Raw genomic sequence first — 15,792 nt, 5'->3', positions numbered from 1 at the left:
ATTTTCCAACCTGAACACTATTGGTGCATAAAAAAGACATTTTCTATTACTGAAAATGTCTTTTTACAGTTTAATAAAACAACTTTGGTGCTAAATCTGTATTTTGTAATTGTGAGTTTTCACTGCTCATAACACAACTTGTGGAAAATAGAATTGGGATACCACAAACCTCATCATTCATTACATCACGAAACACATTGGCCGCAACACCTGTAAACGTTTGACATAAGTTAGAAATATCGTCATTGAAAAACTGAATGACTTCCGCAGCGAAAACCGGAAAAACAACATTCGGTCCGCCAGGGAACTGAGGCTGTACCACAACTTGTTCAAAATAAGGATTATTTTCTAGTGCTACTTGAAATAAATGAGCTATTTCAAATGCATCTAGTGGACAAGGAAATGGATTTACAATTTCATTCTCATTATTCGTTACAATAATTGTCACACTTACATTCCCAAATTGTACAAAAGATTTTAAAAGCGTTGCTAATGCTCTCGCTTTTTCGTTGCTTAACGCATGCACTAAAATAATATAATTACCACCAACAGGAATAAGCGGCCCAACTGTAACAGTTGGATCAGCACCTATTGAATTTTTTAATTCATTAAAATATGTGATCCACGGTGGTGAAAGCTGAGCTTGTACATTTTTTTCCACTATTTTATACTACCTCCTTATACCATTCTTACTAACATAATATGTAACAAACAAAAAAATGCATTAGTTATATTAACCATTTGCGTATTTATTGATTATATTAATTAAACATTTTATTTCCCATTCTCAATTTCCCCTTTACATCTTTAAGCACTTTTACTACTATAAAATTCTTTATTATAAGCAAATCCACTGAAATTTCATATTATACTAATACGACTCTATATCCATTAAATTATAATACTCAATATTAGGAGCTGATTTCATGGAAAAAAAACCTATCGTGTTCAAAATCCCACCAAATTCAAAGCTAAAAATTACATTTTTCGGTCCTTGTAACGAAGTAATTACAAATGTGTCTATAATTAATCAACTATGCACCCCTAAATGTCAAACTATCACGCAATACCCAGACTTTAAGAAATATGTAACGGAAGTACGATCGCTATCCCGTTGTTAGTCCGCATAATGCACGATTTTCACAACTTTATTACCTAAAATAACCGAGAAAGAAAATAACTGCATTCCTAGACTAAAATTACTCATGTTATGATATTCCATTGATAATTCATTGATTTTTTACACGTTTTTATGAAAAGAACATATATTATCGTATGGAGATTATCCACTCATAAAACCTATCTTTCTTTGGAGCGTACTTTTTATGTATGCTCTTTTTTTATGTAACCGTCCCCCTTCTAAATTGACCAACAATATATTAAAATTCTTTATATACTCAAGGAGGTCAAATATGTTCAAGTTGCATCCAATACTACTCATCTTAGGATTGATTTTGTTTTTATATAGTGTAATCGCCTTTATGCTATTCTTTTCAGTGTATTAGCATTCCCTACACAAATCTATGTTCAATATATAATTTCTATATAGTAAAGAAAAAACATAATGATACGATCTTTTATGTATTCCGTCTTTCTTGTTCTATAAGAAAACTAGTAAACTTACTAACAATGCGTTTTTACAAGCATGTTACTTATTATTCTGTTTATTATCTGAAGAAGGTTGAAGCCCCTACAAATTAAACTACGCTTTACCTATTTACTTATATATTTTAGAAAAACAATAATAATCCCCCACCATTTGGTAAGGGGATTAACTAAACCTACTAAAAAACATTTAATAATCAGTTTTATTTAGTTGGAGAAGGAAATCTTGCCGCTTCAAAGTGAACCGTATTTACACCATTAACATTTTGTACAATTACGCCAGCAATACTACTTTCTGCAAAAACTTCAACTAAATCTCCTGCTTCTAATTGAAGAATAGTAGTTACGGAAACATCATTATTAAAAAATACTCCTGTTCCAAAGAAATCATTATCTATCGCTATTGCCGGATTGCCATTTACACGAATTTCTACTCTAGCTCTGTAATTTACATTAAAATCATTTGGAGAAAATGTTATATTTCCTAATACACTATATACCCCTCTAGTTTTCGGAGTAAAAATCGACGTTACTGGATTATATTCATTCGCTAGATCAAATTGTTCATTTTGAAATAATACTTTAACAGGAGTATTTGCTAGAACAGGTTGATTAACTGTATTCACAGCTCTAAATGCCGATGCCCTTACAAGCTCCTCTTTCTTATCATCACAACACTTCACCTTTACATACTTCCTATCACATTTACTACTTTTCCTATAACAATCATGACTTTCCTTTTTGTAATCTTTACAATACTTACAGTAATAATAAGACATAGTTAGTCCCCCTTTACACTTATTTTTACATAGTATGCTATATAGATTAGAATAGCTTGGACGACCTGTTACTATTTTTAATAGATTAAAAAACCCTCACCATTTCGGTGAGGGTTTACCTTTAAGCTTCTGCAAACTCATTGTTTAATGACTTTATTTAATTGGAGAAGGAAATCTTGCTGCTTCAAAATGTGCACCATCTTCTAAAGGACTTAAAACTCCATCTATACTACTTTGTGCATAAATCTCAACTTCATCCCCTGCATTCAATTGAACAATCGTCGAAACACTTACGACATTTCCAAAACTTATTGGACCAAAAAAGTCATTATCTATAGCTATCGCTGCGTTTCCATTCACACGAATTTCTACACGCGCTCTATAATTTAAAGTTGGATCGTTTGGAAAGAAACCAATCGTTCCAATAATAGAATATACACCTTTAGTCTTCGGCATAAAAATAGATGTTGCTGGATTATACTCATTCGCTAAATCAAATTGTTCATTTTGAAATAACACTTTCACAAAAGTATTAGCAGGAACATTTTGATTCACAGTATTTCTAGCTCTAAATGCCGATGCTCTAACAAGATTGTCCTTGTTATCATGGCACTTACAAGTGTTCTTACAACAATCATGATGCTTCTTTTTATACTCCTTACAATACTTACAGTAGTAATAACAAGACATACTAATTCCCCTTTCAAACTTATTACTACATATTATGTAAGATTGATTTATAAGGTTTGGACTAGCTATTTTATTATTCATAAGGGCGCTATTAACCTGCACCCTTATTTATATACACCACTTCATTCCTTATTAGTTATAAGTTGTATACAGTTCCATATGGAATAGTAAGAAAAGAACTTCCGTACGGTGTAACATGATGTACTGGGTAAAAATACTCTACGGATGAATAATACGGTTGTACACCTTGCTGCTGCATTTGCATTTGTTGTTGCATTTGCAATGCTTGTTGAATAGCTTGGACTGTACTTTGTGCTCCACTATACGTTATAGATGTACCATACGCTGGTCGCATACCAGTTTCAGAATTAAAATATGAATAAAACATGATTTTCAACTCACTTCCGTATAATTTATTACAAAGTATGTTATGATTCTATATTTCAGTGAGTGCTGAAAGCTAATTCACTAGCTTTTATTAAGTTTAAACATTTTTAATATAAATATCATTCTCCAAATAAAAGCACCCTCAACGGATGCTTTTTGTTTCTCGCTAAATGTTCCTACTACCATTATTCATTAGCAATAATTTAGTTGTCCACGAATTTCACCATTAGGATGTTGTACTGTATGAACATTAATATATATGTTTCCAGATATAATCTCATTTACAAGAGTGCCTAATGTTTGACCCGCTAACGGTCCAACCAAATCTTCTTGAGTAATCATTCCCGTAAGAGTTGCGCACTCTATTGAAACTGGATTTGTTATCGGTCCAAATAAAAAGGCTACAACAGGGCCGTTCGTTCCTTTTAATCCAAGATGCAGATGGGCAGCTACTACATCCTCTATATTGAATAAATCTAACTTGAACCTTAGGCTAAGCTCGTCCCGACTTAATTTAAAGAAACTCTCTCCTCGAGCATCTGTTTCTACTGGTGGAACTTCATTTCTACCACGCAACTTTGCAAAGAACATATCTATCACTCCTATAATTTTTATACTTCTAATATATTCTGATCCTTCTTATAAAGTGACAAAAAAGCAGCTGTTAGGTTAATTTTAATTTATTAAATATAATAGTTTAATTTATTAATTATATTAAATTCATACATTTAACTATTACACTTTTTAAGTTTAATCCATATACTATATTAGATTACTAGAAAGGAGGTGTAAGCATGGAAAGTTGTGTTTTGTTCGTTAATGGACAACCTCTTTTAGTCGTTTCAGTTGCTGGAATCGAAATTGCTAGATTAGAACTTTCTCTTCAAGTAGCATTGACTTTAATAGCATTAGGAATTCCAATTTGTGCATAATAAGTTAGATAGTTATAAAAAAGAGGGCTTAAGCTCTCTTTTTTATTCCTTAACATTAAAAAAGACACCAGTTGGATAATGGTATCTATTGAAATATTCACCATAAGTTTCATCACTACTAAATTAATAATCCTAATTCATGTATAATTCCTGAGAACGAATAACCATATGCAAATCCTAAAATACGAACTCCTGGATTCCATCTATGTTCTAAATCCTCATTGTACGTTTCCTTGTAATATGCTAGTTTCGAATATATGTTATATTTGTCGTTAACAATTACTTCATCACTAGAAAATCCATCCATTCTAATCTGAACAGCTACATATTCTACTCCTTCATTTAATAACATTTTTCTAATTCTTCTAATGTCTTCCGCACTATTAACCTTCTATTTAAACGGTCATTATGTTCAATAAAAAAGCAGTCACATCCGAGGTTGCAAACATATACAAAAGGCACTCTTAATGAGCATTTAATAAATTATAAGCTATTTTCTTTTCTTACAAAATAGCTTATGGTTTTTATATAGAAATCATTCTTCAAAAAGCAAGGTTATTCATATGTCTTTTCAAAAATATAGTGATAACACTAAAATGTATTAATAAAGTGAAACTTTAATCAGTCCTCACCAATTGGGCGTTTACGGGCAGCCTGATCCCCACCTAACTTCTTTGCTTGCGCTTAATTTTGAGGTAGGGATCTTACTGCCCGCAAATAGCGGAATTAATTTGATTTTAGCGTTGGTTCCATTACAATAATTTATTAATTAAAGAGCCTCTTTCCATAGGAGCTCTCTTTCATTCTCTCAATTTAAATTTACTATTCCATTATTAATAAGTATAAGTTATTTTCTAAAAAGCAGTTTCTATTACCAGTTTTTATGAAATCTTTTAGTTTTTACTAACAGCTCTTTTTTATTAAACTAATAATACTCCTTAAACCCATTTTACCTACTGCATCATATAATTTTAAACTTAGAATTCAATAAAAAAGTTTCTTACCATTAAATATGCGCACTATATGAGGTTCTTTTAAAACTAGTCTATTTATCATCCCCTTCTAACTCCTCACTTTCTTCACGTATTTGTCCAATTAATGAAAATACAGAACCTACAGCTTGGATCCAACTTCCTATGATATCTATTGACTGACCTTCTTTCTTTTTATCCGGGTCACTATTTACTTGATTGTCTAAATTTTCCCCTGTATCACTTACTAGATCTTCTTTACTATCATGCTGCTCTCCTCTAATACTTTTCAGCTCGTAAACTCCTCCAATTGCCTGCAAGGAATTCCCTATAGCTTGTAATAAATTTCCTACAATATTAAAAGTTTCATCTTTATCTGAAGCATCTTCAAATTCATCTGCTAATGCTGTAAGTCCTCCTAAAGCCTGTATCCAATTTCCAGCAATCACTAATTTAATTTTAGTTTCATCTTTAAAATCAATAACCAATCCTGATATTACAGTTACATTACCCGTTGATTGTATTTCGTTCCCAATTTTTTCAAGAGATATTTCGCCCTGACCATCAGCTTCTAAAGCGTTACCAACTGCTTGTAATGTGTTTCCATATACATTCAGATCCTCCCTTACATTACTACTTATAAAATAGAATGGTGTACTTCCAATAGCGGAAGTTATTGTACCTATAGCTGCTATCAATGCACCAAATATTTCTTTTAATTGGTTCTCCATTTATAACCTATCCCAACATTAAATAATTACTTTTATCCTATTCAATTACACAGCTATCTGTTAAAACGCCACACTGTCCCTTACCTTGTTTCTCTTTTATTATATTGTCTTATAAAAATAATACTAATATATTTTGGTATGCCCACCTTATAACGATAACCCATGTAATTTCAGAAGTTTGACACAGCTCTAGAAAAAGCTTATAAAGAAAAGTGAGGTTCCTGATATTCGTTTCCATAATCTAAGGCATATTCATCCAAAGATGGTAAGTGAACGATTAGAACATACAAGTAGGTATCACGCCGAACACCTACTCGCAAGTTATATCAGGATTGCAAAAGACTGTGGTGGATCAATTGGCAAAAGAATTATTCGGAAAGAAAATTTTTCGTTTCTAACCAGAAACACCGCCTAAAAAAACTAAAATATTACAAGTGAAAAAGGAGCAACAAAACATGAGAGAAATCAAATCTGACAAGGAATTCAAAGACATCATCGCAAGCGAGGAGCCTGTAGTTGTTAAGTTCTTTACTACATGGTGCCCAGATTGCGTACGTATGGACAACTTTATCGGAGATGTAATGGAAGAGTTCAATAAATTTGAATGGTATTCTATTAATAAAGATGAGTTTCCAAGTATCGCTGAAGAATATCAAGTAATGGGTATTCCAAGTTTACTTGTATACCAAAATGGTGAGAAGTTAGGCCACTTACATAGTGCTAACGCAAAAACTGAAGAGCAAGTTACTGAGTTTTTAGAAGCATACTAAAATAAAAGCCCTCTGGAAAATATTTTTCAGAGGGCTTTCATCTATTTTCACACTTATCTTTTGACGTTTTTCATCGTTTAATGAATTACACCTTGTCATGATAAGAATAATACATAGTAAGAAAAGTATTCGTTTCTTCATCCATCTCCCCTCCTATCTCTTTAGTAAATAAACTCCAATTCGGTTTACACCCTGACTTTGTACTTTTCAACATATTTTTCCTTCACGAAACTTTGTTATCCCCTTCTTAAAAAGCTATAAAACGTCAACAATGTTTGTATAGACCCACACGACTTTCGTTTGATACTCTATTTATAGAAAGAATTCCTTTAAAGAAAGGTGAGTGATTAAAATGGATACTCTTTCTCATAAAGAAGCTGATAAAGGTGCTATTGTCAGCATTATGGCCTACATATTTTTATCCTCTATGAAAATCATCATCAGTTATATTACCCTCTCTAGTGCATTACGTGCTGACGGTTTAAATAACTTAACGGATATCGGTGCTTCTTTAGCGATATTAATTGGTCTAAAAATATCTCGTAAACCTCGTGACCCAGATCATCCGTATGGGCATTCGCGGGCCGAACAAATCGCATCACTTGTTGCGTCCTTCATTATGGCAACAGTCGGATTAGAAGTTGTTATTAGTGCCATTCAATCTTTCTTAAATCCGAAACAAGCAGCACCTAATGTACTCGCTGCATGGGTTGCTTTATTTTCTGCTGTCGTTATGTACTGCGTGTATTTGTATACGAAAAAAATTGCAGCACGAACAAAAAGTAAATCATTAGAAGCCGCTGCAAAGGATAATTTATCAGATGCACTCGTAAGTATTGGTACCGTAGTAGGTATTGTCGGTTCTCAGTTCCAAATGCCTATTTTAGACCCTATTGCCGCTTTAATTGTCGGTCTTATTATTTGTAAAACTGCATGGGAGATTTTCGTAGAATCTTCTCATATGCTAACAGATGGAATTGATCCTGATAAAATGGAAGAATACGCTGATGCTATAGAGCATATTGGCGGTGTGGAAAACATTGTAGATATTCGAGCACGTATGTATGGGAATCAAACGTACGTTGATATTACAATTGAAGTAGATGCTCGCATGGATGTTGGAGAAAGTCACTGTATTACCGACAACATCGAAGCTATGCTGCGCAAAAAGTTTGGAATTTACCATGCACACATTCATGTTGAGCCAATGAAAAAAGAACCTATTATGACATAGGTTCTTTTTTTATGAACGTTTTATGGAATATAACACATAAAACGAGCCAGCTACCGCCAGCTGCCCATCCTGCTAATATGTCAGATGGATAGTGCACGCCAAGATATATTCGGCTAACTGAAATAGATAATACAACAAAGCTTGCTATAAGAATAATTAATAATTTTTTATGCAACGAAATACGCTCTTCAGTAATTGTGACGTATGCAATAAATCCTAAAAAAGCAGTAGCATTCATCGTATGACCGCTCGGAAAACTATATCCAGTTGCAGTAACAAGCTGCGTGACATCAGGTCTTGCTCGTTCGTACCATAGTTTAAGCATACTGTTTAAATAACGAGATCCGTAGTAATTAATTGTTAGAAGTAACGCACTAAGTAACTTTTTTCTAACGAGAAAATACATTACAAGAATAATGAGTAATGGAAAATATATTCTTTTGGAACCGATAAAAGACACCCAAGTAAAATAGGTCGTCAAATAATCGTTTCGAAAGCTTTGAATAAAATGTGCGACTATATTGTCAAAGTTCTCAATACAAGCGGTATGATACGAAAGTGATAATACGACAAAACAAATGAGTAACGTAAAACTTAGTAAGTATAAATGTCGATATCGTTTCACATACATAACCTCACTATGCAAAAAAATGGAGCGGTTGTTTTAGTTTTCCTCTCCATTTCTTTTTTATGCATAGTTTATTAAAAAATATAATTATTAATTTTTCGCTTCATCTCAGGGATATCTTCTCTTGTTACGGTAAAACGAATCACCTTCTCATCAAGATCAAGCGCCTCAGCGAATAATCCAGCTAAACCACGGGATTTTCTATCTACTTCCATAATAATTTCTAGTCGGTCGTATGCACGTGGCAAGATTAATAATTCTAATTCATCTAATTTCCCATAATGCTCTCCAGAAACCGGAATAAACTCAAATTCTTGTGCGAATGGAACTTGCTTACGTAATCGATGCGGTAATTCTTCACATTCTATATGACGTGCTTTAAACCCTAATTCATTTACACTATCTAAAACACTACTTAATAATGCATTAGGTAACACTTGAACGTAGTCGCGGTCACTTGGGTCTATACTATGTTTAATATCAAGACCTGTATGAATCCAAACCGTTTTCATACCAAGTGTAAGTGGTGCTTCAATTGGCATTGGAAAAGAAAATGGAATTTCAACTTTTTCATTCGGTTCTACAGAAAAAGGTTCTGTTAAGCGTACTCGCTCTAAATCATATGTTGCTGTTACTTTTTTATCATCCACTTCTCGTACATACGACGTCGATAATGTTAAGTAAATGCTTTCAATTTGTTGGCTAACTGAACCTCCAGTTATATGAACCTTTCCAACTATTTCTTCCCCAACAATATACTCATCTTTTTCAAGAACAGTATCTACCTTTGCACTTCCAATACCAACGCTTGCTAAAAACTTTTGAAACATGGAGTCTCCATCCTTTCTAAAGCAGAAGCTACATCTTGTTTTAAATCTTGTACATTCTCATAGTACGGCGTTTTTATTTGTAACATTCGCATAAGCATTTCACGATTATAATGTTCCAAAGTTAATTCTTCGTACCATGGTTTTTCCTGTTTTTCATTAGATTCATATCCTGCATATAATAAAAATAATGAGAAATGACCGAGCGCATAAAAGTCGCTACGAAAGTGAACTTCTCGCATCAAAGCTTGTTCACCTTCGTAAGTTGTAGCTCGCTCATCATCTTCACCTTTCCATTTAGCCAATCCAAAATCGATAATACTAATTTGATTTTCTTTCATTAGTATGTTTGGAATGCGTAAATCTCGATGAATAATGCCTTCACTATGAAACACCGATACAATTTCTAATATTTTATATAAAATCTCAAAAACTTCACGTTCTGTATATACATACCCATCTATGAAAATATAATCTTCAAAATTTTTACCAGGCATGTACTCCATCACAAAGAAGCTCTTTTTCTCCCATAGGAAATGATCATATAGACTAGGAATTGCATGATGATTTAATGTTTGTAAAATCATTTTCTCTTGTTCAAATGATTTTCTACCAGACTCATATCTTTGTTTACTTTGTCTTAATTGTTTTAAGACTTTATATCTATTTATTTGTAAATCATTAACGACATATGTAACCCCATAACTGCCCATTCCAATTACTGATTCAATTTTATAACGCTCTGCAACAATTGTATTTTTTCGCAGTGGTCTATCAAATAATGCTAGTACACGACGCCATTTCATCAGCTACTTGAAAAGAAGCTACGGCTTTTACGTTTTCTTTTATAATGTTGGTGTCCATAACCAGATGAACGTCGTTTATAATCGCTACTTGAATACGAGCGCCCTCTACGACGATAATCACTACTTGAATACGAACGATATTTTTTCTTTCCTAATAAAGAATCAATAATTTTTTTGAACATTCCTTCACCTCTTGAGTAAAATTTCCTTTTCATTATACCAATAATTATTGACTATATTTGTGACAGGTTTGTAAAGAGTAAAAAACGACGAGTTATGCCCGTCGTTACTTTCATTCATCCTCTTCATCAAAAACTTCATCAATCATGCATTTCTCTAATAAATACTCAAATGTAATATCTGCGAGATCTTCAATTTCTTCTCGTTTTGGGACGTACCCTCTTTCAATTAGTTGCTCATAAAAAAACTCCGCAATCTCTTCCGTATCAATCACGACTTCAATTTCCTTCATGAGCATCACTCCTTTATTTCTGTTTTATGAAAAAATCTCAAAATTATGTATATGAGATTAGAAAAATAGATTTTATTTTTTTATAGGTCATAAGCTTTGGACGAGATGCATACGATTGTAGTACAAGCTATTCAAAGGGGGAAATAATAATGGAAAATCAATATGAAGTAGGACAAACAAAAGAAGAGTTCATGCATGAAGATCAATGGGCAGACTCTCTTATAAAGTGGCTTTTTATTTTTTTAATAGTTGTAGGCATACCTTATACTGCATATGTTGTTGTTCAATTTATTCTCTCTTTCTAGTTAACTATTTTTTCTCTGTCAATTTAACTAAATAATTATGAACAACATCCATTACAATTTTATATTCTTCATCTTTAAATGTATCGAACAATAATTGATAATCGTTATAAATATCAAGTAATCCATCAATGATTTCTTGACGATTCGTCTTAACACTCACTTTTTTCGAGTTGTTAATTGACTTTAACTTTCCTAAATCTAATTTATTCATACCGGCTTTATCTTGTTTCATTTTCTTCAAAATTGCATTTGCCGTTTGAGCATTGGCGAGTAACGTTAAATCTGATTCATCCGCTTCTAACCATTCACCATCCGTAATCCGTGACAATTCATAAATTGTATCTTCCCATGCGTCATTCTTATATCTCCATACTTCTGTACGAAAACCAACAATACGGAAAACATCTTTATCATATCCAGTTACTTGCACAAGATCACCAAACGTGAAATTATAATTTAATTCAATCCACTCCGTATCGCCCTTTTTCATATCTTGCTCTGTAACGTGCTGCAGCGTTTGCTCTACGTAAAATCCATCGTGATTATTGACTTCGTATACATAAACTCCATCTAAAACCTTCATATTTGTGATTTTCCCAACGGTTCCATATAGCGTAATCACGACTATGTCCCCTACGTTGTATTTAGGTTGTTTTTTTCTTGCCATCTCTATCTCTCCTTTTTTTGACGTCGTGATTTTGATATCAGTATATGCAACCTACATAAAAACGCTTATCACAGAAGCTTATATTCATAAATTTTTTCAATAAAAATTATAATCTTATAAAATTTACATTACACTCAAACAAAAGCTAGTAACTAGACTAGCTTTAAATCAACAAATTTCATAATAAAAAAACATACAGAATACTTCACTTTAAATAAAGTAATGTATTCTGTATGTTTTCAAATAGTTTTTATCTATCTTGTATGTATAAATCCCAGGCTTCATCAAATATAGACATACTTTCTAGCATTCCGCTCAACTCTAAGTATGAACTAATTTCATCATAGTCTTCAGATTGCTTCGGAAAACTTAAATCATCATACATCGCCTCTGCTAAATCTGAAATTTCATTTCTAAATAAAGCTGCACGATGCTTCATCATATAATGGTAAAATGTCTTTTTCAAAAATATTCCCTACCTTTCTAACTTGGGTACATTATACAAGGCAAAAAAGAAAAAAACCAGCATAAAAGCTGGTTAAAAGTCGAAATAATTTCTTTTTAATAGACGCGGTCTTCCCATTAATTCTTCATATGTTAGTTGTTTTGGTAAATCTTTCGTGTAAATTAAGAATAATTGATCTTCAATTTCTTTTACTGTATGGTCTGATTGATAGTCCATCCCGCACGAGGAACAAGAAATACATGGTGTCTCTTGGATTTCAATGGCTTTCGTACCATCTGGTAATTCCCAATATACAGTATTCAAGCTTTCTTTCGCTTCTGTACTGTCACACCACATACAATTCATACTGCATCACCCTCAGTTTTTTTGTCGTTTTCTTCTAACTTAGCCATTTGTGCTTGATATTTTTTATCTTTTAATTGATCGCGCTTATCACGTTTATCTTTTAAAGATGCATGAGTATCATTATCTTCGTAGTCTTTACGACGGTTCATACGCTGTAAGTCGTCTGGAACGAGGTTAAATTTCTTATCGCTCATAAGACCTGCGATACCAACATCTGAACGTTTTTCTTCGTAGTTCGGATAAATCTCTTTAAAGTATCCTTCCGCTCTTCCTGGAATATAGCTCTCTGGCTCTGGATACGTCGTAATAACACCTTCAAAGTTACGAAGTACAACTTTATCTGCACTTTGTGAGATTAAATAGTTTGGTTGAAGTGCAATTTTACCGCCTCCGCCTGGCGCATCAACAACGAATGTCGGAACAGCATAACCAGATGTGTGTCCACGTAAACCTTCAATAATTTCAAGACCTTTAGATACTGGTGCACGGAAGTGACCGATACCTTCAGATAAGTCACATTGATAAATGTAGTATGGACGTACACGGATTTTTACTAAGTCATGCATAAGTTTTTTCATAATTGGAACGCTGTCGTTAATACCAGCTAAAATTACTGCTTGGTTTCCGACTGGAACACCAGCATTCGCTAACATTTCACATGCCTTTTTCGATTCTTCAGTAATTTCAATAGATGTATTGAAATGTGTATTTAACCATACTGGATGGTATTTTTTAATAATGTTACATAAGTTTTCTGTAATACGTTGTGGGAATACTACTGGTGCTCTCGTTCCGATACGAATAATCTCAACATGCGGAATCTCTCGTAAATTTTTTAATACATATTCTAAAATTTTATCGTTAATTAGAAGTCCGTCACCACCGGAGATTAATACATCTCGTACTTGTGGCGTTTCACGAATATAAGCAATTGCATCATCTAATTGTTTCTTCGGTACACCCATTCCAATTTGTCCACTAAAACGACGACGTGTACAGTAACGACAATACATAGAACATTGATTTGTTACTAAGAATAGTACACGGTCCGGATAACGATGTGTTAGCCCTGGAACTGGTGAATCTTCATCTTCGTGAAGCGGATCTTCTAAATCATATTTTGTTTTATATAACTCTTCCGAAATCGGTACTGATTGCATCCGAATCGGACAGCGTGGATCATCAGGATTCATTAGCCAAGCATAGTACGGTGTAATGTTTAACGGGATCGTTTTCGTTGAAATTTTAACGCCCTCTTCTTCTTCAGGTGTTAAGTTAATTACTTTTCTTAAGTCATCTAACGTTTTGATCGTATTCGTTAATTGCCAAACCCAATCATTCCATTGCTCTTCAGTAACATCTTTCCATAATTCGATATCCTTCCAGTGACGATTTGGTTTGTATACATCATGTAACATTGCTATTCCCCCTTTTTATACGCTCATCCTTTATATAAGCAATAGTTATGCCAACTTTACATTGTTGATAAGTAAATGTGCGGAGAACCCTATTACATAAGCGAAAAAATATTTTTAAGCGTTGTATGAAATCAATACTTAACATCATATTCATTACTTTTTATATATGTAAACGCTCTTTTATTCGTGCAAACACACAAAAACCGCCGATTATTCGGCGGTTTTGTCGTACTTGCTCAGTTTATATTGAAGCGTTTGACGAGGGATACCCAACATTTTTGCGGCTTGTAATATATTCCCTTCCGTTTCAATCAACGCTTGATCTATTAATTCTTTTTCTGTTTGATGAAGTGCTTCTCTAAGTGGCATTATACCCTTCTTCTTCGAAAACTTCTCTTTCCGAAATGTACGTGGTAAACAATTGGCTGTTAATGTATTCCCTTCTGCAATAATAACCGCATGTTCAATCGTATGTTTTAACTCCCGTACATTTCCAGGCCACTGATAAGCTTGCAGTCTATCTTTCGCTTCCTCATCAATTTGAAGTACACCTTTTTTATAACTTTTATTATATTCTTTCAAAAAATAAGATGCTAATAATAGTACATCCTCAGTTCTTTCACGAAGCGGTGGGATATATAATGAAAATACGTTTAAGCGATAATATAAATCAGTGCGAATTTTATTCTCTCGTAAACATATTTCTGGAGGCTGGTTCATCGCGGTAATAACACGAACATCTACTTTTCTCGTCTTATTATCACCAATTCTTCTAATGACTCCATCTTCTAACACTCGTAACATTTTTGCCTGCAAATCAAGAGGCATTGAATTCAGTTCATCTAAAAATAATGTACCACCATCAACAAGTTCAAATAGCCCAGCTCTTTCAATCGCTCCCGTATAGCTTCCTTTTGTCGTTCCAAACAATAAACTTTCTAATAGCGACTCTGGTAAAGCTGCACAGTTTTGTGCAATAAATGGCTTGTTTTTTCTTTTAGAAGCTTCATGAATTGCTTGTACGAACAGTTCTTTTCCTGTTCCTGTTTCACCATATATTAAAACATTCGCGTCTGTTGGTGCTACTTTTTGTGCTAACTCTTTCGTCTGTTTAAACCGCGTATCATTTGTCACTATCGTCTCAAATGCAGCGTGCTTTTTAATCACTTTTTTTCTAGATGATCGCTTTATTTTCGACTGTAAGTCAACAATTGTGTCAGTAAGCTTTTGAATTGTAGAGTAATCCTTTGCAATTTCAACAGCCCCAGCAATATTCCCATCTATAAAAATAGGTAACGTCGTATTTACTGTACAAACATCTTCACCATTTAAATTTTGATAATGTTGTACCTGATGTACGATAGGTTTTTTTGTATCTAGTACTTTCATCAATGTACTCGTTTCCCTTGATAAAGACGGGAACGCTTCTAACAGATGTTTCCCTAACACTTTTTCAATCTTCGATCCATCGTGTTTTGCAGCTACAGAATTATAAAATATTGTAATTCCATTTTCATCTACAGCGTGTATAGCCTCATCAATACTGCCCAAAATCGCTTCAATGACTTCTTGTGTCGAAACTGCTAGCAATGTCATCCCCCCTCTTGCCGAAAATCCAGCAATTACATGCCGAATTTTCGGCACACCTATGTGCGATTGTAAGCATGACGATTCCGTTCTATAATTTTAATCAATTTCATATTTTCATTAGATAACTCGAAACTCTAATTAGTACGGCTTTTTCAAACACCCAGCTCCA

At 33.4% G+C, this 15,792-nt stretch carries 21 protein-coding genes and 2 pseudogenes; 6 read left to right on the top strand and 17 right to left on the bottom strand.

Translation table 11 applies throughout. The annotated features are described in order from the left end of the window. Positions 1-70: 70 nt before the first annotated feature. Positions 71-661: a hypothetical protein gene (locus ACS2QP_RS05845; RefSeq protein WP_088338514.1), complete on the bottom strand. Its 591-nt coding sequence runs from the start codon at positions 659-661 to the stop codon at positions 71-73. A gap of 265 nt (positions 662-926) precedes the next feature. Between ACS2QP_RS05845 and ACS2QP_RS05840 the strand changes: the two genes are divergently transcribed. Then, positions 927-1,121, top strand: coding sequence for a hypothetical protein (locus ACS2QP_RS05840; protein ID WP_000412555.1), 195 nt, complete (start codon positions 927-929; stop codon positions 1,119-1,121). 687 nt (positions 1,122-1,808) lie between these two features. Here ACS2QP_RS05840 and ACS2QP_RS05835 read toward each other — a convergent pair. The 4 genes from ACS2QP_RS05835 to ACS2QP_RS05820 all read right to left on the bottom strand — a co-directional run bounded on the left by ACS2QP_RS05835 (position 1,809) and on the right by ACS2QP_RS05820 (position 4,052). Beyond that, positions 1,809-2,384 (bottom strand): hypothetical protein, encoded by a 576-nt coding sequence (locus ACS2QP_RS05835; protein ID WP_000122943.1) that lies wholly within the window; start codon positions 2,382-2,384, stop codon positions 1,809-1,811. 153 nt (positions 2,385-2,537) lie between these two features. Then, entirely contained in the window at positions 2,538-3,074 is a 537-nt protein-coding gene (locus ACS2QP_RS05830) for a C1q-like domain-containing protein (protein ID WP_002183539.1), read from the bottom strand. Between the two features lie 136 nt (positions 3,075-3,210). Further along, positions 3,211-3,462, bottom strand: a complete 252-nt coding sequence (locus ACS2QP_RS05825) for a DUF3947 family protein (RefSeq protein WP_088338513.1) — start codon at positions 3,460-3,462, stop codon at positions 3,211-3,213. 191 nt (positions 3,463-3,653) lie between these two features. Next, complete coding sequence (locus tag ACS2QP_RS05820) at positions 3,654-4,052, bottom strand: CHRD domain-containing protein (RefSeq protein WP_000464546.1); 399 nt, start codon at positions 4,050-4,052, stop codon at positions 3,654-3,656. A gap of 203 nt (positions 4,053-4,255) precedes the next feature. On the opposite strand from ACS2QP_RS05820, the gene ACS2QP_RS05815 reads away from it, so the two are divergent. Continuing rightward, positions 4,256-4,393: a DUF3956 family protein gene (locus ACS2QP_RS05815; protein ID WP_000443219.1), complete on the top strand. Its 138-nt coding sequence runs from the start codon at positions 4,256-4,258 to the stop codon at positions 4,391-4,393. 118 nt (positions 4,394-4,511) lie between these two features. On the opposite strand, the pseudogene ACS2QP_RS05810 reads toward ACS2QP_RS05815, so the two are convergent. Both ACS2QP_RS05810 and ACS2QP_RS05805 read right to left on the bottom strand, forming a co-directional pair. Next, a pseudogene (locus ACS2QP_RS05810) lies at positions 4,512-4,777 on the bottom strand (hypothetical protein). A gap of 661 nt (positions 4,778-5,438) precedes the next feature. After that, positions 5,439-6,095: a DUF6944 family repetitive protein gene (locus ACS2QP_RS05805; protein WP_017674109.1), complete on the bottom strand. Its 657-nt coding sequence runs from the start codon at positions 6,093-6,095 to the stop codon at positions 5,439-5,441. 133 nt (positions 6,096-6,228) lie between these two features. On the opposite strand from ACS2QP_RS05805, the pseudogene ACS2QP_RS05800 reads away from it, so the two are divergent. The 3 genes and pseudogenes from ACS2QP_RS05800 to ACS2QP_RS05790 all read left to right on the top strand — a co-directional run. Beyond that, positions 6,229-6,493 (top strand): annotated as a pseudogene (locus tag ACS2QP_RS05800) (site-specific integrase); the annotation flags it as partial. Positions 6,494-6,550: 57 nt separating this feature from the next. Next, on the top strand, positions 6,551-6,865 hold the full coding sequence (locus ACS2QP_RS05795; RefSeq protein WP_001206934.1) for a thioredoxin family protein: 315 nt from the start codon (positions 6,551-6,553) through the stop codon (positions 6,863-6,865). A 352-nt stretch (positions 6,866-7,217) separates the two neighbouring features. Then, positions 7,218-8,099 carry a cation diffusion facilitator family transporter gene (locus tag ACS2QP_RS05790; RefSeq protein ID WP_000380385.1) on the top strand — a complete coding sequence of 294 codons (882 nt, stop codon included), beginning with the start codon at positions 7,218-7,220 and terminating at the stop codon, positions 8,097-8,099. Here ACS2QP_RS05790 and ACS2QP_RS05785 read toward each other — a convergent pair. The 5 genes from ACS2QP_RS05785 to ACS2QP_RS05765 all read right to left on the bottom strand — a co-directional run bounded on the left by ACS2QP_RS05785 (position 8,089) and on the right by ACS2QP_RS05765 (position 10,832). After that, positions 8,089-8,724: a phosphatase PAP2 family protein gene (locus ACS2QP_RS05785; protein ID WP_000833370.1), complete on the bottom strand. Its 636-nt coding sequence runs from the start codon at positions 8,722-8,724 to the stop codon at positions 8,089-8,091. The two genes, ACS2QP_RS05790 and ACS2QP_RS05785, sit on opposite strands and share 11 nt — an antisense overlap. 77 nt (positions 8,725-8,801) lie before the next feature. Continuing rightward, positions 8,802-9,557, bottom strand: coding sequence for a sporulation protein (locus ACS2QP_RS05780; protein WP_438882207.1), 756 nt, complete (start codon positions 9,555-9,557; stop codon positions 8,802-8,804). After that, a complete protein-coding gene (locus ACS2QP_RS05775; RefSeq protein WP_017674112.1) occupies positions 9,539-10,360 on the bottom strand; it encodes a serine/threonine protein kinase in 822 nt (273 codons plus the stop codon). The genes ACS2QP_RS05780 and ACS2QP_RS05775 overlap by 19 nt, the downstream gene beginning before the upstream one ends. Continuing rightward, positions 10,360-10,542 (bottom strand): hypothetical protein, encoded by a 183-nt coding sequence (locus ACS2QP_RS05770; RefSeq protein WP_000473371.1) that lies wholly within the window; start codon positions 10,540-10,542, stop codon positions 10,360-10,362. The genes ACS2QP_RS05775 and ACS2QP_RS05770 overlap by 1 nt, the downstream gene beginning before the upstream one ends. Positions 10,543-10,652: 110 nt before the next feature. Then, positions 10,653-10,832 (bottom strand): YozD family protein, encoded by a 180-nt coding sequence (locus ACS2QP_RS05765; RefSeq protein WP_000658451.1) that lies wholly within the window; start codon positions 10,830-10,832, stop codon positions 10,653-10,655. Positions 10,833-10,981: 149 nt separating this feature from the next. Here ACS2QP_RS05765 and ACS2QP_RS05760 point away from each other — a divergent pair, with 149 nt between their 5' ends. Continuing rightward, entirely contained in the window at positions 10,982-11,137 is a 156-nt protein-coding gene (locus ACS2QP_RS05760) for a DUF3930 family protein (RefSeq protein ID WP_000431486.1), read from the top strand. Positions 11,138-11,141: 4 nt separating this feature from the next. Here ACS2QP_RS05760 and ACS2QP_RS05755 read toward each other — a convergent pair whose 3' ends face one another. The 5 genes from ACS2QP_RS05755 to rocR all read right to left on the bottom strand — a co-directional run bounded on the left by ACS2QP_RS05755 (position 11,142) and on the right by rocR (position 15,629). Further along, on the bottom strand, positions 11,142-11,804 hold the full coding sequence (locus ACS2QP_RS05755; protein ID WP_000101499.1) for a hypothetical protein: 663 nt from the start codon (positions 11,802-11,804) through the stop codon (positions 11,142-11,144). Positions 11,805-12,054: 250 nt separating this feature from the next. After that, the gene (locus ACS2QP_RS05750; RefSeq protein ID WP_000750717.1) at positions 12,055-12,270 is read right to left on the bottom strand and encodes a YozE family protein; all 216 of its coding nucleotides are present in this window, start codon (positions 12,268-12,270) and stop codon (positions 12,055-12,057) included. Between the two features lie 72 nt (positions 12,271-12,342). Further along, positions 12,343-12,615: a YokU family protein gene (locus ACS2QP_RS05745; protein ID WP_000995763.1), complete on the bottom strand. Its 273-nt coding sequence runs from the start codon at positions 12,613-12,615 to the stop codon at positions 12,343-12,345. Continuing rightward, the gene (ablA, locus tag ACS2QP_RS05740) at positions 12,612-14,033 is read right to left on the bottom strand and encodes a lysine 2,3-aminomutase (RefSeq protein WP_000902142.1); all 1,422 of its coding nucleotides are present in this window, start codon (positions 14,031-14,033) and stop codon (positions 12,612-12,614) included. Before ablA ends, ACS2QP_RS05745 begins: the two co-directional genes overlap by 4 nt. Positions 14,034-14,243: 210 nt before the next feature. Beyond that, positions 14,244-15,629 carry an arginine utilization transcriptional regulator RocR gene (rocR, locus tag ACS2QP_RS05735; RefSeq protein ID WP_011110073.1) on the bottom strand — a complete coding sequence of 462 codons (1,386 nt, stop codon included), beginning with the start codon at positions 15,627-15,629 and terminating at the stop codon, positions 14,244-14,246. Positions 15,630-15,792: the final 163 nt, after the last annotated feature.

The sequence above is a fragment of the Bacillus cereus group sp. Bce019 genome, assembly GCF_051781745.1.
GTDB classification, from domain to species: domain Bacteria; phylum Bacillota; class Bacilli; order Bacillales; family Bacillaceae_G; genus Bacillus_A; species Bacillus_A cereus.
This window is presented reverse-complemented; position numbering and strand designations above follow the sequence as displayed.

Bases quoted from the DNA above. Each gene is read 5' to 3' on its own strand.
- ACS2QP_RS05840 (WP_000412555.1), top strand. From the start codon at position 927: ATGGAAAAAAAACCTATCGTGTTCAAAATCCCACCAAATTCAAAGCTA.
- ACS2QP_RS05835 (WP_000122943.1), bottom strand. From the start codon at position 2,384: ATGTCTTATTATTACTGTAAGTATTGTAAAGATTACAAAAAGGAAAGT.
- ACS2QP_RS05830 (WP_002183539.1), bottom strand. From the start codon at position 3,074: ATGTCTTGTTATTACTACTGTAAGTATTGTAAGGAGTATAAAAAGAAG.
- ACS2QP_RS05825 (WP_088338513.1), bottom strand. From the start codon at position 3,462: ATGTTTTATTCATATTTTAATTCTGAAACTGGTATGCGACCAGCGTAT.
- ACS2QP_RS05820 (WP_000464546.1), bottom strand. From the start codon at position 4,052: ATGTTCTTTGCAAAGTTGCGTGGTAGAAATGAAGTTCCACCAGTAGAA.
- ACS2QP_RS05815 (WP_000443219.1), top strand. From the start codon at position 4,256: ATGGAAAGTTGTGTTTTGTTCGTTAATGGACAACCTCTTTTAGTCGTT.
- ACS2QP_RS05805 (WP_017674109.1), bottom strand. From the start codon at position 6,095: ATGGAGAACCAATTAAAAGAAATATTTGGTGCATTGATAGCAGCTATA.
- ACS2QP_RS05795 (WP_001206934.1), top strand. From the start codon at position 6,551: ATGAGAGAAATCAAATCTGACAAGGAATTCAAAGACATCATCGCAAGC.
- ACS2QP_RS05790 (WP_000380385.1), top strand. From the start codon at position 7,218: ATGGATACTCTTTCTCATAAAGAAGCTGATAAAGGTGCTATTGTCAGC.
- ACS2QP_RS05780 (WP_438882207.1), bottom strand. From the start codon at position 9,557: ATGTTTCAAAAGTTTTTAGCAAGCGTTGGTATTGGAAGTGCAAAGGTA.
- ACS2QP_RS05775 (WP_017674112.1), bottom strand. From the start codon at position 10,360: ATGAAATGGCGTCGTGTACTAGCATTATTTGATAGACCACTGCGAAAA.
- ACS2QP_RS05770 (WP_000473371.1), bottom strand. From the start codon at position 10,542: ATGTTCAAAAAAATTATTGATTCTTTATTAGGAAAGAAAAAATATCGT.
- ACS2QP_RS05765 (WP_000658451.1), bottom strand. From the start codon at position 10,832: ATGAAGGAAATTGAAGTCGTGATTGATACGGAAGAGATTGCGGAGTTT.
- ACS2QP_RS05760 (WP_000431486.1), top strand. From the start codon at position 10,982: ATGGAAAATCAATATGAAGTAGGACAAACAAAAGAAGAGTTCATGCAT.
- ACS2QP_RS05755 (WP_000101499.1), bottom strand. From the start codon at position 11,804: ATGGCAAGAAAAAAACAACCTAAATACAACGTAGGGGACATAGTCGTG.
- ACS2QP_RS05745 (WP_000995763.1), bottom strand. From the start codon at position 12,615: ATGAATTGTATGTGGTGTGACAGTACAGAAGCGAAAGAAAGCTTGAAT.
- ablA (WP_000902142.1), bottom strand. From the start codon at position 14,033: ATGTTACATGATGTATACAAACCAAATCGTCACTGGAAGGATATCGAA.
- rocR (WP_011110073.1), bottom strand. From the start codon at position 15,629: ATGACATTGCTAGCAGTTTCGACACAAGAAGTCATTGAAGCGATTTTG.